12 protein-coding genes and 1 tRNA gene are annotated in these 12687 nt (G+C 66.1%); 9 read left to right on the top strand and 4 right to left on the bottom strand.

All coding sequences use genetic code 11. The annotated features are described in order from the left end of the window. Positions 1-89: 89 nt before the first annotated feature. From IE122_RS00935 to IE122_RS00975, 9 genes are all read left to right on the top strand, one after another. Complete coding sequence (locus IE122_RS00935) at positions 90-1229, top strand: acyl-CoA dehydrogenase family protein (RefSeq protein WP_189619217.1); 1140 nt, start codon at positions 90-92, stop codon at positions 1227-1229. 36 nt (positions 1230-1265) lie between these two features. Next, positions 1266-1862 carry a TetR/AcrR family transcriptional regulator gene (locus IE122_RS00940; RefSeq protein ID WP_189619218.1) on the top strand — a complete coding sequence of 199 codons (597 nt, stop codon included), beginning with the start codon at positions 1266-1268 and terminating at the stop codon, positions 1860-1862. Between the two features lie 72 nt (positions 1863-1934). Continuing rightward, positions 1935-2408, top strand: a complete 474-nt coding sequence (locus IE122_RS00945; RefSeq protein ID WP_189619219.1) for a MaoC/PaaZ C-terminal domain-containing protein — start codon at positions 1935-1937, stop codon at positions 2406-2408. A gap of 3 nt (positions 2409-2411) precedes the next feature. Further along, a complete protein-coding gene (locus IE122_RS00950; RefSeq protein ID WP_189619220.1) occupies positions 2412-3638 on the top strand; it encodes a thiolase family protein in 1227 nt (408 codons plus the stop codon). A gap of 3 nt (positions 3639-3641) precedes the next feature. Further along, entirely contained in the window at positions 3642-4046 is a 405-nt protein-coding gene (locus tag IE122_RS00955) for a Zn-ribbon domain-containing OB-fold protein (protein ID WP_189619221.1), read from the top strand. Between the two features lie 10 nt (positions 4047-4056). Then, a complete protein-coding gene (locus IE122_RS00960; protein WP_189619222.1) occupies positions 4057-5643 on the top strand; it encodes an AMP-binding protein in 1587 nt (528 codons plus the stop codon). Continuing rightward, the gene (locus tag IE122_RS00965) at positions 5640-6809 is read left to right on the top strand and encodes a thiolase family protein (protein ID WP_189619223.1); all 1170 of its coding nucleotides are present in this window, start codon (positions 5640-5642) and stop codon (positions 6807-6809) included. Before IE122_RS00960 ends, IE122_RS00965 begins: the two co-directional genes overlap by 4 nt. Before the next feature lie 20 nt (positions 6810-6829). Further along, entirely contained in the window at positions 6830-7633 is an 804-nt protein-coding gene (locus tag IE122_RS00970; RefSeq protein WP_189619224.1) for an enoyl-CoA hydratase/isomerase family protein, read from the top strand. An 8-nt stretch (positions 7634-7641) separates the two neighbouring features. Next, positions 7642-8463: a cupin domain-containing protein gene (locus IE122_RS00975; RefSeq protein ID WP_189619225.1), complete on the top strand. Its 822-nt coding sequence runs from the start codon at positions 7642-7644 to the stop codon at positions 8461-8463. Positions 8464-8483: 20 nt separating this feature from the next. Here IE122_RS00975 and IE122_RS00980 read toward each other — a convergent pair. From IE122_RS00980 to IE122_RS00995, 4 genes are all read right to left on the bottom strand, one after another. Then, a tRNA-Thr gene (locus tag IE122_RS00980) sits at positions 8484-8558 on the bottom strand. 76 nt (positions 8559-8634) lie between these two features. Beyond that, positions 8635-10383 carry a DUF885 domain-containing protein gene (locus IE122_RS00985; protein WP_229813612.1) on the bottom strand — a complete coding sequence of 583 codons (1749 nt, stop codon included), beginning with the start codon at positions 10381-10383 and terminating at the stop codon, positions 8635-8637. 62 nt (positions 10384-10445) lie between these two features. Then, positions 10446-11333, bottom strand: coding sequence for a hypothetical protein (locus tag IE122_RS00990; RefSeq protein ID WP_189619227.1), 888 nt, complete (start codon positions 11331-11333; stop codon positions 10446-10448). Beyond that, positions 11334-12665 carry a replication-associated recombination protein A gene (locus tag IE122_RS00995; RefSeq protein ID WP_189619228.1) on the bottom strand — a complete coding sequence of 444 codons (1332 nt, stop codon included), beginning with the start codon at positions 12663-12665 and terminating at the stop codon, positions 11334-11336. Positions 12666-12687: the final 22 nt, after the last annotated feature.

The raw sequence follows: 12687 nt of genomic DNA on the forward strand, positions 1-12687 counted from the left end.
CCCTCGTTGACTCCGTCCGGACATTCTCATAACAAATGTTTGTTCAATGACAAGTTGGCGCTTCCCCCAGCGCCGTCGGGATAGGATCGATGGATTTCAGCTTCACTGAAGAGCAGCGCATGTGGCGCGATGTGGTCAACAGTTTCATGGATCGCCAATTCGGCCGCGACCTGACGCTCCAGCATGACCTCTCGCGCGAATTTCCGGAAGAGCTTTATCGCAAGATGGCCGCCGAAGGCTGGCTGGGCCTGCTGATCCCTGAAGAGCAGGGTGGCCTTGGCATGGACCGCGATCCGGTGATGTTCGCGATCTTCTGCGAAGCGATCGGCAAGTACAGCCTTGATACCGCCGCCTGCATCATGACCTCGATGTTCACCGCCGGCAACGTCGCCCGGCACGGCACTGCAGAGCAGCGCGCCCGCTATCTCGATCCGTTCCTGGCCGGTGAGGCGAAGTTCGCGATCTCGATCAGCGAACCGCAATCGGGTTCGGACGCCGCCGGTGCCCGCTCGACGGCGCGGCTCGACGGCGATGAATGGGTGGTCAAGGGTTCCAAGGTGTGGTGTTCGGGCGCCCACCATCCCGATACCTGCATCCAGATGATGCTGCGCACCGGCGAAGGGCGCTACGATTTCAGCGTGCTGCTGATCCCCAACGACACGCCGGGCCTCGAAATCCAGAAGATGGACACGCTGGTCCGCAAGAGCCTCGGCACCACGTCGCTGTTCATGGACGATCTGCGGCTGCCGCAGGATGCGCTGCTGGGTGAAGTGGGCAGGGGCTGGCAGTATATCGGCGAGCATCTCAACTTCGAGCGGCTGTCGATCGCCGCTTCGCATCTGGGCAGCGCCCGCACCGCGCTCGACGATACCGTCAAATACCTGAGCGAACGGATGGCGTTCGGGCGCAAGCTTTCGGATTTCCAGGTGCTCAAGCACCGCATGGCCGAAGACCAGGCGCGGCTCTCTGCTGCCTATTATCTGGTCTATGCCGCCGCCTCGGCGCTGGCGCGCGGCGAGGACGCCACTGCATTGGTCGCGCAGGCCAAGCTCATCACCTCGCAGACGCTTTTCGATATAACGACCAACGGGATGCAGGCGCTGGGTGGCTATGCCCAGTTGCCAGAATACCATATGGAACGCTATTTCAGGGAAGCCAAGCACGGCATGGTTGGCGGCGGAACGAACGAAATCCTGCGCAGCATCATCGCCAAGTCGATGGGAATCTGAGGCGCGGGTCGCCGCGTGAAGGAGAGCGTTGACGTAATGGCTATTGCCCCGAATGCGGATCAGGAAGGCGGGCCGAGGGGCGCGATCATGAATGTGGCGATGCACCTGTTCGGCAAGCAGGGCTTCACCGGTACGTCCATGCGCGATATCGCCAATGCAGTCGGCCTGCTGCCCGGCAGCCTTTACGCCCATATCCAGAGCAAGGAAGCGCTGCTGCTGTCGATCGTCTCGGACGGTATCGGCCGGTTCCTCGCGGCGGTCGGGCCGCTCGCCGCCGGCAGCGGCACCCCGGCCGAACGCCTGCGCAAGATGATCGTCGCGCACGTCGAAGTGGTGGCGGACAATCCCGAACGCTCGCAAGTGGTGTTCCACCAGTGGCGCTTCCTTGGCGAAGGCAATCTCCCGGTCGCGGTCGATCGGCGGCGGCAGTACGAATCGCTGTTCATCACCGTCGTCGAACAGGGCGTGAGCAGTGGTGAGATGCGCAGCGATATCGACCTGCGCATCGAAGTGCGCACGATCCTGGGCGCGCTCAACTGGACGCCTGAATGGTTTTCACCCAACGGCAAACTCGGCGCAGGGGAGGTGGGTGAGCATATGGCCAACACCCTGCTGCGCGGAATTCTGGCCTGACAGCCAGCGCATCCGCTTGACTCGGCACTTTTCCGGGTCTAGTCAAAAACAAATGATTGTTTTAGGTGGGGAATGGCACGTAATTTCGTAGATCCGGAGCCGAAGTGGTTCGAGGATTTCGAGCTCGGCGATGTGATGACCACGCGCGGGCGGACGGTCGATATCGGCGATATCACAACCTTCGCGGGGCTGACCGGCGATCACTATCAGTTGCACACCGATGCTGCCTTCATGGCCGGCAACCGCTTTGGCCAGCGCATCGCGCACGGGCCGTTGACCTTCACGCTGGCGGTCGGCCTGATCGGGCTCAGCGGGTTCTATGGCGATGCCATCGCCGCGCTGATCGAGATTACCGCGCTCAAGGCGATGAAGCCGGTGTTCGCCGGCGATACCGTCCACGTGGTCGCCACCGTCGTCACGCATGACGCCAGCGGGCCGAAATACGGGACGCTCGGCGTCAATTATTCCGTGCGCAACCAGAACGACGAGGAGGTGATGAGCTTCCTCCAGACAATGCTGGCGAAACGTCGCCAGGGGGAGAACTGAGAAATGGCAGAGCAGTGGACGCTGCACGTGGGGCCCGGTGCGCCGAATGATCCGGTTTTCGTCGGCGTCGGCGAACTGCCGACAGGCAAGTTCCCGGATCGCGGCTTTATCGAGGCGCTGACCAAGGTCGCCCTGCTGGCGCTCAAGGATGCCGGAATGGCACCCAAGGATGTCGATACCATCCTGCTGATCCCCAACCTGCATGGTGCGGCGGACCAGGCTGACCTTGTGTTTTCGCGGATGGTCGAGGAACTGGGCATCCACGGTTCATGCAAGTCGAGCTACATGGTCCATTCGGGCGGCTCCACTAGCGACAATGCGGTGCGCTCGGCCCATGGTCTTATTACCGCCGGACACGCGCAGACGGTGCTGGTCCTGCAGGCGGAGCGCTGGGGTTCGGCGGACCTCAACGAGATGATCACGATGCTGTCCAAGAACGGCATCCCCGGGGAATGGGAACTGCCCACCGGCACTCAGTTCAACGCGATCGGGGCGATGATCACCCGACGCTACATGCACGCTTCGGGGTCCACCCCGGAAGAGATGGCTTCGATCTGCGTCACCTTGCGCAACTGGGCCAACCTCAACGAAAACGCGATGTTCTACCGCAAGCCGCTGACGGTCGAGCAGATCCTCGCCTCGCGCATGGTGGCCGATCCGCTGCACAGCTACGAATGCCCGCCGATGGCCGACGGCGCTTGCGCATTCGTCATGACCACCAGCGAAAACGCCAGGAAGCGCGGCATCACCAATGCGGTGCGCGTGGCGGGTTCGGGCGGCTGCGTCAGCCATTACTGCCTCAGCCAGGAACGCGACCAGGCCGTGCTGGGCTGGCCGTTGGCAGCGGAACGGGCGTGGAACCAGTCCGGCTGGGGGCCGCAGGATGCCGACATCGCCCAGATCTATGACAGCTACGCCGCCGTCACCGCCATCGCGATCGAGGGTATCGGCATCTGCGAAAAGGGTGAAGGCGCGCGCTGGTTCGCCGCCGGCCATGGCAATCCCGGCGGCAAGCTGCCGATGAACACGAACGGCGGTCTGCTGTCTGCCGGCCACACCGGCGTCGGTGGCGGCACCGCGCTGCTGGTCGAAGGCATCCGCCAGCTTCTCCACCGGGCCCCGGCCAAGCGCCAGGTCGAAGATTGCCAGCGGGCCATCATCGGCGGTTCCGGCGGCAGCTACATGGACGCCCAGATCCTCCTTCTCGAACGCACCAAGCTGGGGGCCTGATCGATGAATACGCCCAAGATCGTCGCCGATTTCCGCGCCGGCCTCGCCTCCGGCAAGCTGCTGATCCAGAACTGCTCGGATTGCGGCAAGCCCAACATGTGGCCGCGTTATGCCTGCCCGCATTGCCAGTCCGACAACCTGGGCTGGGTGGAATCCGCCGGGCAGGGCACGCTGCACACGTTCTGCGTGCTGCGTCAGGGCGCGCCCGAAGGGTTCGAGGAAGATCTGCCTTATGCCATCGGCGTGGTGAAGCTGGACGAAGGCGTGCAGTTGCTGGTCCGGCTGGAGCCGGATGCCCCGGACGACTGGTCAAGCTACCGGTGCGACGACCGGGTGTCGTTCGTCGCCGTCGATGCGGAGCAGATCGAACGCCGGCCCTGCGCCCGCTTCCGCCGCCTGGCCGCCTGAGGGAAGACCCGTGAACACCTTCGCATTCCTCGAGAAGGCTGCCCGCCAGCGGCCTGACGCGCCGGCGCTCGTCCAGGGGGACGAGGTTGTCAGTTACCGCGAGTTTCACGATCGCGCGCTCGCGGTCGGCGGCAACCTGCTGGCGCTGGGGCTGGGCGCGGGGGATCGCGTCGCTTTCTGTCTCGCCAATTCGCCGCGCATCATGGAAGTGATCTACGGGTGCTTCGCCGCCGGGTTGATCGTGGTGCCCGTGAACGCAAGGCTGCACGCCCGCGAGATCGCCTATATCGTCGGCAACAGCGGCGCGCGGGTACTGATCCATGGTGCCGAATACCAGGACGGCATCATCGAGAACGAGACGCTGTTCGAAGGCGTCACCCGCTTTTGTACCGAGCCGGCAGCAGGGGCGAACCCGCTGGACGACCTGTATGACCCGGCCAGGGCCCTGACGGCCGGTGTTGAGGCGAAGCCGGAAGATCTGTGCTGGCTGTTCTACACCTCGGGCACGACCGGCAAGCCGAAGGGTGCCATGTGGAACCACCGCATGGTCCGCTGCGTGATCATGAATTACCTGGCCGATCTGCACAATATCCAGCCCGGCGAGATGGTGTTGCACTGTGCGCCGATGTCGCACGGCAGCGGCATCATCGCGCTGCCTACGGTGGCGCGCGGGGCGGTCAACGCGATCATGGATTCCGCCAGCTTCGACGTGGATGCCCTGTTGGCGACGGTGGAGCGGCTGAAAGTTTCGCATATCGCGTTCATGGCCCCGACCCAGATCGTCAAAATGCTGGAAGAATACGTACCGGGCCGCCACGATATCTCCTCGCTCAAGGCGATCTGCTATGGCGGCGCGCCGATCTATGTCGATCAGTTGCGCAAGGCGGTCGAAACCTTCGGCTCGATCTTCGTCCAGCTTTACGGGCAGGGCGAAAGCCCGATCACCATCACCGGGATGAGCGCGCGCCTGCATCAGGAACTGCTGGATGCGGGCGATGCGCGGATCGGTTCCGCCGGGCAGATCCGCACCGATGTCGAAGCGCACTGCGTCGATGCCGATGACAACCCGCTCCCCCCCGGCGAAGTGGGCGAAGTGGTGGCGCGCGGCGATGTCGTGATGCCCGGGTACTGGGCCAACCCGGAAGCCACCGCCGAAGCGCTGCGCGGCGGCTGGCTGCATACCGGCGATGTCGGCTACTTCGATGAACGCGGGTTCCTGTTCCTGCTTGACCGGGCCAAGGACATGGTCATTTCCGGCGGCAACAACGTCTATCCGCGCGAAGTGGAGGAGGTCATCATCCTCCACCCGCGCGTCGCCAACTGCGTCGTCTTCGGCATTCCGGACGAATATTGGGGCGAGGCGGTCCACGCCGTCGTCGTTCCCAAGCCGGGCGAGACGCTGACCGCGCGCGAGATCATCGATTTCTGCGGCGAATACATGGCCGGCTACAAGAAGCCCAAGGCCGTCGATTTCGTCGCTGAACTGCCGGTCAGCGGATACGGCAAGATCCTGCGCCGCGAAGTGCGCGATCGCTATTGGGAGGGGCACGCCAGCCGGATCGGCGGCGGAGCCGGGGCAAAGGTAGTGCAGGGATGAAGAAGGTAGCGATCGCCGGGGCGGGGATGTCGGCGTTCGGTCGGCGAACCGGTGCGGGCCTCAGGGCGCTGTCGATGGAGGCGCTGGACGCGACCTTCCGCTCGGCGCGCGGGCTGGGGTTTGCCGATGTCGAACGGATCTATGTCGGCAATGCCATCGCCGGGACCGTCGTCCAGCAGACCATGATCAAAGGGCAGGTGATCTTTCGCAACCACCCGCTCGGCGAAGTTCCGCTCATCAACGTCGAGAACGCCTGCGCTTCGTCAGGTTCGGCGTTCCTGCTGGCGGTCGAGGCGGTGGCCAGCGGCTGTGTCGAAGTGGCGCTGGCGCTGGGCGTCGAGCAGATGTCGCACACCGATCGCACCCGGCCGTTCCACGCCCTACGCGGATCGACCGATATCGACGATATCGGCGAGGAGACGCCGGGCACCGAGGCAACGAATTCCATCCTGATGGAGTATTACGCTGGCGTCGCCCGCAGCTATCTGGCGGATTACGGTGCCAGCCCGGAGGATTTCGCGCGCGTGGCGGTCAAGAACCGCAACCACGCGATGCACAATCCGCTGGCGTTCATGCGCAACCCCCAGACGATCGAGGACGTGCTGGCCGCGCGGATGATCGCCGATCCGCTGACCCTGCCGATGTGCTCGCCGATTACTGACGGCGCGGCGGCGGTGCTGGTCTGCTCCGAAGAGCGGGCACGGACGCTGGACGTGCCGATGGTCGTCATCCGCGCCTGCCAGAACGCCTCGGGCGCGCGCAACCGCCCGGTGTTCGATTCGGCCAATCGCGCGTTCGAATGGGCCGGGTTGGGCGCGAAGGACTGCGATCTGTTCGAACTCCACGATGCGGCGGCTCCGGCCGAACTGACGCAATATGCCGATATCGGGCTGTGCGAAGCGGGGCAGGGCCACCTGCTGCTGCGCGACGGGGTGACTGCGGCCGGGGGACGCTACCCGGTCAATCTTTCCGGCGGCCTGCTGAGCCGTGGCCATCCGCTCGGCGCGACCGGCTGCGCCCAGTTGCACGAGATCGTCACCCAGCTCCGCGGCGAGGCGGGCGAGCGGCAGGTGGACAATGCGCGCATCGCCATGGCGGTGAACGGCGGCGGCTGGCTCGACAACAGCTACGCGCTTACCATCACGACCATCCTCGAACGCCTCTGAGACGAGTCGCAGATACAGCCATGACTTACCAAACGATCCTGCTCGACCGTCCGGCCCCCGGCGTTGCCCTCATCACGCTGAACCGGCCCGAACGCGGGAACGGCGTGGTGCCGGAGATGGCCGCCGATCTGGTCCACGCCCTGGCCGCGCTGGAGGCGGACTTTTCGGTGCGTGTGCTGGTCCTCACCGGTGCCGGCAAGCAATTCTGCGCCGGGGCCGATCTGGTCGAGTTCAAGCGCTACCTGGAGACCGACCACGCCCGCACGCAGGAGCCTTACAACGCCCGCGTGCTGTTCCCGGTCACCCAGCGCCTCGCTTCGTGCCGGCTGCCGGTGATCGCGGCGATCAATGGCGGGGCCACCGCCGGCGGGCTCGACCTGGCGCTGGCGTGCGACATGCGCATCGCATCGACAGCGGCGAAGATGGGCGAAACCTATATCAAGCTGGGGCTGAACCCGGGCAATGGCGGCACCTATTTCATGCCCCGCCTGATCGGCAGCGGCATGGCGGCGGAACTGGCGCTGACCGGGGACATCATCGACGCCGACCGGGCGCTGGAGATCGGCCTCGTCAACCGGGTGGTCGCCCCCGAAGACCTGATCGACAGCGCGGTCGCACTGGCAGCGCGGATTGCCGAGCGTCCGCGCCTGGCGATCGAGGCGACCAAGAACCAGTTGCGCCAGTCCTGGCACATGGACCTCATTGGCTCGATGAACATGAGCTTCTGGGGTGTCGCGGCGATGACCCACACGGCGGACTTGCGCGAAGGGGTCAACGCGGCGCTGGAAAAGCGCGCGCCCCGCTACAACCAGACCGACGGCTGACGTCGGCCGTGGCGGCGCTGCGCCTGACGCATGAGGCCGGGCGCGGTTTCGTGGTGGCCGATCTGCCGCTGCGCATGCCGCAGGCATCCGGTGTTGTCGATCCCGAACCGTTCCGCGTGGCTGCCGTGGGTGGCCCGCCCTTGCGCGAATCGATGGCTGCGGTCGGCGGCCTGCGCACGCTCGATGCCGGGGCGGAAGCGGGGACTGTGGCGCTGTTCGACCTGCCCGGCCCGCTGCTCACCTTTGTCGTCAGCGGGGAAGTCGTGCTGGCGCTTGCCGACGGCACTGAATTGCGGCTCGGGGCTGGCGCGCTATTCCTCGCCGATGCGGCGGCGGATCGGCCACCGGCGACACGGGTGGGCGGGCATTGCCGGCTGGTCCAGATACGCGTCGATGCCGACTGGCCGGGCCCCAGGGCGCGGCCGGTGCCTGCTGCAGGCGAAACCTCCGCCTCTGCAGCCGGGCGCGAGCCGCTGTTGCGCCGGATGACCACGGCACCGGACGGCTTGTCCTATTACCACGATTTCGCCGATCTGTTCGGGGCACCCGGCGGCTGGAGCGCGGTGCGCCCCGCGCTCGGTCTGAAGTTCATCGCCATGGCGGCTGACACCTTCGTCGACTGGCACCCCGAAGTGACGAACAACCTGGTTCTGGTGATGTCCGGCGGGCTCGAACTGGAAGTGAGCGGCAGCGGCGAGGTGCAGGTGTTCCGCGCCGGCGACGTATGCCTGGCCGAGGACCGGATCGGCATCGGGCATATCGACCGGGTGGAAAGCGCGGTGCAGGTGGCGGTGCTGGTGATCGCGGATGAACACTGCTGGCCGCGCTGAACGCCGCTGGTGGGGGGGGCTGGTGCCGGGTGAGGGGATCGAACCCCCGACCTTCGGTTTACAAAACCGCTGCACTACCGCTGTGCTAACCCGGCCCGCCTGCTGACAGTCCGGGGCCCTTAGCTTGCGGCATGGGCCCCGGTCCAGTGGTTTTGTACGCGCGCGCCGCGATCAGAATACCGCGCGGGGTGTATCCTCGCCCATCATCGCCTGGCGCACCAGCGGGATCGGCGGCCCGCCATAGCTCAGGAATTCATCGTGGAACTGCTTCCACGCGGCCCGGCCGCCGCGCGTCGCGGTCCAGTCCTCGCGCAGCTTGCGGATCATCAGCTTGCCCAGCGTATAGTTGAGGTAGGCCGGATCGTATGTGCCGCGCGCGGCCTGCTGCTCGGCGTTGCCTTCGTCGATGAAGCACTGGTCGATGAACATCTGCTTCGATTGCGCCTGCGTCATCGTGCCCGAATGCAGGCCGATCGCGGACAGGAAGCGGCAGTTGCGCAGCAGCGCGTTCGTGAGCTGGCCGATGTGGACTTCGGGCGCGCCATCGCCCAGCCCGGCCTCCCACATTATCTCTTCGGTGTAATGCGCCCAGCCTTCGGCAAAGGCATAGCCGACGAACAGTTGCCCTACCGGCGATGCCGCCGCGTTGGAATGGAGGAACTGCAAGTAATGCCCCGGCATCACCTCGTGCACGGTGGTGAACAGCAGGTCCGACTTGCCGGGGATATAATCGTCCTGCATCGCCTTCGACCACGTCGGGTCGGGCGGCGAGATATAGTAGATCGACGATCCGTTGGCTTCGAGCGGCCCCGGCGGGTCCATGTAGGCGGAATTGGCGCGGTTGTAGGGCGGGCTTTCCTCGACCTGCGCCATCTTGTCGCCGGGGATGGTCAGCACGTCCCTGGCCTTCACAAAGGCGACCAGTTCGGGGATCTGGCGGCGCGCTTCGGCTACCGGGCCGTCCTTGGGTTTGTCGCTATTCATCCGGGCGACGCATTGCGGGATGGTCTTGCCGGGGGCGTAGCGTGCGCAGGCTTCGCGGATCGCGGCGGTATTACGGGCGAGGTCCGCCTGCCCCACGCGCACCAGTTCGGCCAGCGGCACATCGACCCCTTCGGTCGCCAGCAACATGCGCGAGAAGCGCTCAGGCCCCATCGCGAAATCCTGGGTGGCTCCGGCCTTTTGGGCCTCCATCCACTTCGCCAGCCCCGCCATCGCATCTGATGCTGCTTGCGAGGTGGTCCTGAATTCCGCCTGCAACGCCGGGTCGGCGACATCGGCGAACGCGGCGCGGGCGTCACCCTTGTAGTAATCGGCATAGCCCGCGAAGGCTTCAGCACCGAGCTTGACATAGCTTGCCGGCATCGGTGCGCGAAGGTTGGCGCGCACCGCCTGGGCGGCGGCGGGCACCGCCTTGAAGAACGCGATCATCGCCTTCATCCGGGTCGGCTTGTCGGTATAAGCGCGGCTGACGTAGACGTTGGGATCGAGCCCGCCGTTGATATAGTATTCCGGGTTGTGGTGCGGCTGGTCGGCATCTTCCAGCCAGAACAACTGCCCCTTGGCGACCATGATAAGATAATCGCGCTCGAACGCCTGCGTCTTGGTCAGCCCGGTATATGTCCCCGCATCGGCGATCACCGCGCGCAGGAAATCACCCTTGGCCTTGAGCCCGGCCTCGCTCCAGTCAGGCAGCTTGCCGTCATAGGCGTGCGCGCCTTCGTAGACAGCGAAGGCGGGATCGATGGCGAACCACTTGTCGATGGTCGACTTGACGAAGCCGTTCCAGTCGCCGGCAGCGGCGGTGGGGGCGCTCGGTGCGGCGGCATCGGCGGGGGCGGGCGGCGTTGCCGGAACGGTGGTGCAACCGGCCAGCGCAAGCGCGCACAGGCCGGGGAAGAGGAGGGTTTTGCGGGTCACGGGTAGCCTCTCACCATGGGGACGATCTTGCCGGGGGCGGCAGAACATGAATTGCTTTTCAACTATCGCGCGCCGAACGTCCACCCCTCGGTCAAGGCTATTTCGCGCGTCATTTCCTGCGGGCACCACAGCTCGTCGCAAAAGGCGGCGCGGCGCAGCCACGCGGCCGTGACCAGTGCATCACAGGCGTGATCGTCAAGCTGACCCATGGCGGTGACCGGTGGCGAGCCGAGCGCGGCGAGCGCGGCGTTCAGTGCGTCAGCGCTGGTCATCTTCGCCGCCCCGGCGCGGCGACCGGCGGCGATGGCGGCCAGCGCGGTGTAGATTTCCAACACCACCGGCCCCGATCCGGCGAGCGGGTCGAAAGGCCAGACCGGAATTCGCCCCGCCAGCCGATGCAGCAGGCGCATGCCGGTCAGGCTCGATTTGCCCACTTGCGCCGCGCCGACGAGGTTGAAGTTCGATGTCGGCCGACAACCCGCACGAGCTTGGGCGATCTCGGTAAGGCGCATCCGGCCCTGGCGGTGGGCCGCGCCGGGCAGGTGGAACAGCGCGCCCTCGCGGCCGCCGTGACGGCGGAAGTAGGGCGCGAAGTCAGGATGATCGACGAAGCTGGCGGCACCCAAGTGCGGGTCGTCGGCGCAGACGGCATCGATCAATGCCCACAGAGCCCGCGCGTCGGCCGGGCTGGAGGGCAATCCGGGGAAGAACGCACCCGCGTCGGCAAAGGGGAGGGCGGTGCCGAGGTCCATTCCGACCAGCGCATCGCTGGGCAGGCCGTGGAGCAGCAGGTCCAGCACCTCCATGCGCGACCAGTGGCGATGCCCCGGCGGTTCCAGCAGGCGCGGGGCAGCGCCGTCCAGCGAGCACAGCGCGACCGCGATGCCTTTTTGCCGGGGACCGGCCGCGCCGGACCAGTCGATCCCGATGAAGTGCCGGAACCGGGCCACCTAAGCTTCGCGCCGTTCCTTGCGCCGTTTGTCCCACCATTCCAGCCGCTTTACCACCTCGCGCTCGAACCCGCGTTCGACCGGGCGGTAATAGTCCTGCGGGGGCATTCCCTCGGGCCAGTAGTTATCGCCGGAAAAGCCGTCCGGCGCTTCGTGGTCATAGGCATAGTCCTTGCCGTAGCCGATATCCTTCATCAGCTTGGTCGGTGCGTTGAGGATGTTGGCCGGGGGGGACAGCGATCCGGTTTCCTTCGCGCTTTTCCACGCGGCTTTCTGCGCGGCATAGGCGGCGTTGGATTTGGGGGCGGTCGCCAGATAGAGGCAGGCCTGCACGATCGCCAGTTCTCCTTCGGGCGATCCCAGGAAGTCGTAGGCGTCCTTGGCGGCCAGGCATTGCACCAGCGCCTGCGGATCGGCGAGGCCGATGTCCTCGCTGGCAAAACGAACCAGCCGGCGCAGGACGTAAAGCGGCTCCTCCCCGGCCGTCAGCATGCGGGCGAGGTAATAGAGCGCGGCTTGCGGGTCCGACCCGCGCAGCGACTTGTGCAGGGCGGAAATGAGGTTGTAGTGCCCGTCGCGATCCTTGTCGTACACCGCCACCCGGCGCTGCAGGAACGCGCCCAGTCCGGCGGGGTCGAGCTGCCCGTCGATCCGCGCCGCATAAAGGGTTTCGGCCTGATTGAGCAGGAACCGGCCATCGCCGTCTGCCGATGCGACCAGCGCCGCGCGGGCATCGCCATCCAGCGGCAGCGGCCCCTCCAGCGCTTCGGCCTTGTCGAGCAGGCGGTTCAGCGCCACCGCGTCCAGACGGTGCAGGATCAGCACTTGCGCCCGGCTCAGCAGCGCCGCGTTCAGGGCGAAGCTGGGGTTTTCGGTGGTCGCGCCGACCAGCGTCACCACCCCGCTTTCGACGAACGGCAGGAAGCCGTCCTGCTGGGCGCGGTTGAAGCGGTGGATCTCGTCCACGAACAGCAGCGTGCGCCGCCCCGCCTGCGCCGCGACGCCGGCCTCGGCGAACGCCTTCTTGAGATCGGCGACGCCGGAAAACACCGCCGAAATCGCCGCGAACCGCATGCCCACCGCATCCGCCAGCAGCCGCGCGATGCTGGTCTTGCCGGTGCCCGGTGGGCCCCACAGGATCATAGAGGTCAGCCGCCCCGCACTCACCATCCGCCCGATCGCGCCTTCGGGGCCGGTCAGGTGATCCTGCCCGACGATCTCTTCGAGCGCGCGCGGGCGCAGCCGATCCGCCAGCGGGGCATCGGCGCGTGGGTCATCGCGGTCGGGCGCTGCGGGCGTTTGCGGCAGGTCATCGGCGAAAAGGTCGGCCATCGCCCTTATCTAGCGACGCCGG

It is taken from the genome of Novosphingobium colocasiae (genome assembly GCF_014652555.1).
Taxonomy (GTDB): Bacteria; Pseudomonadota; Alphaproteobacteria; order Sphingomonadales; family Sphingomonadaceae; genus Novosphingobium; species Novosphingobium colocasiae.

Excerpts from the sequence above, each read along its gene's own strand:
- IE122_RS00935 (WP_189619217.1), top strand. The coding sequence starts at position 90 with ATGGATTTCAGCTTCACTGAAGAGCAGCGCATGTGGCGCGATGTGGTC.
- IE122_RS00940 (WP_189619218.1), top strand. The coding sequence starts at position 1,266 with ATGGCTATTGCCCCGAATGCGGATCAGGAAGGCGGGCCGAGGGGCGCG.
- IE122_RS00945 (WP_189619219.1), top strand. The coding sequence starts at position 1,935 with ATGGCACGTAATTTCGTAGATCCGGAGCCGAAGTGGTTCGAGGATTTC.
- IE122_RS00950 (WP_189619220.1), top strand. The coding sequence starts at position 2,412 with ATGGCAGAGCAGTGGACGCTGCACGTGGGGCCCGGTGCGCCGAATGAT.
- IE122_RS00955 (WP_189619221.1), top strand. The coding sequence starts at position 3,642 with ATGAATACGCCCAAGATCGTCGCCGATTTCCGCGCCGGCCTCGCCTCC.
- IE122_RS00965 (WP_189619223.1), top strand. The coding sequence starts at position 5,640 with ATGAAGAAGGTAGCGATCGCCGGGGCGGGGATGTCGGCGTTCGGTCGG.
- IE122_RS00970 (WP_189619224.1), top strand. The coding sequence starts at position 6,830 with ATGACTTACCAAACGATCCTGCTCGACCGTCCGGCCCCCGGCGTTGCC.
- IE122_RS00995 (WP_189619228.1), bottom strand. The coding sequence starts at position 12,665 with ATGGCCGACCTTTTCGCCGATGACCTGCCGCAAACGCCCGCAGCGCCC.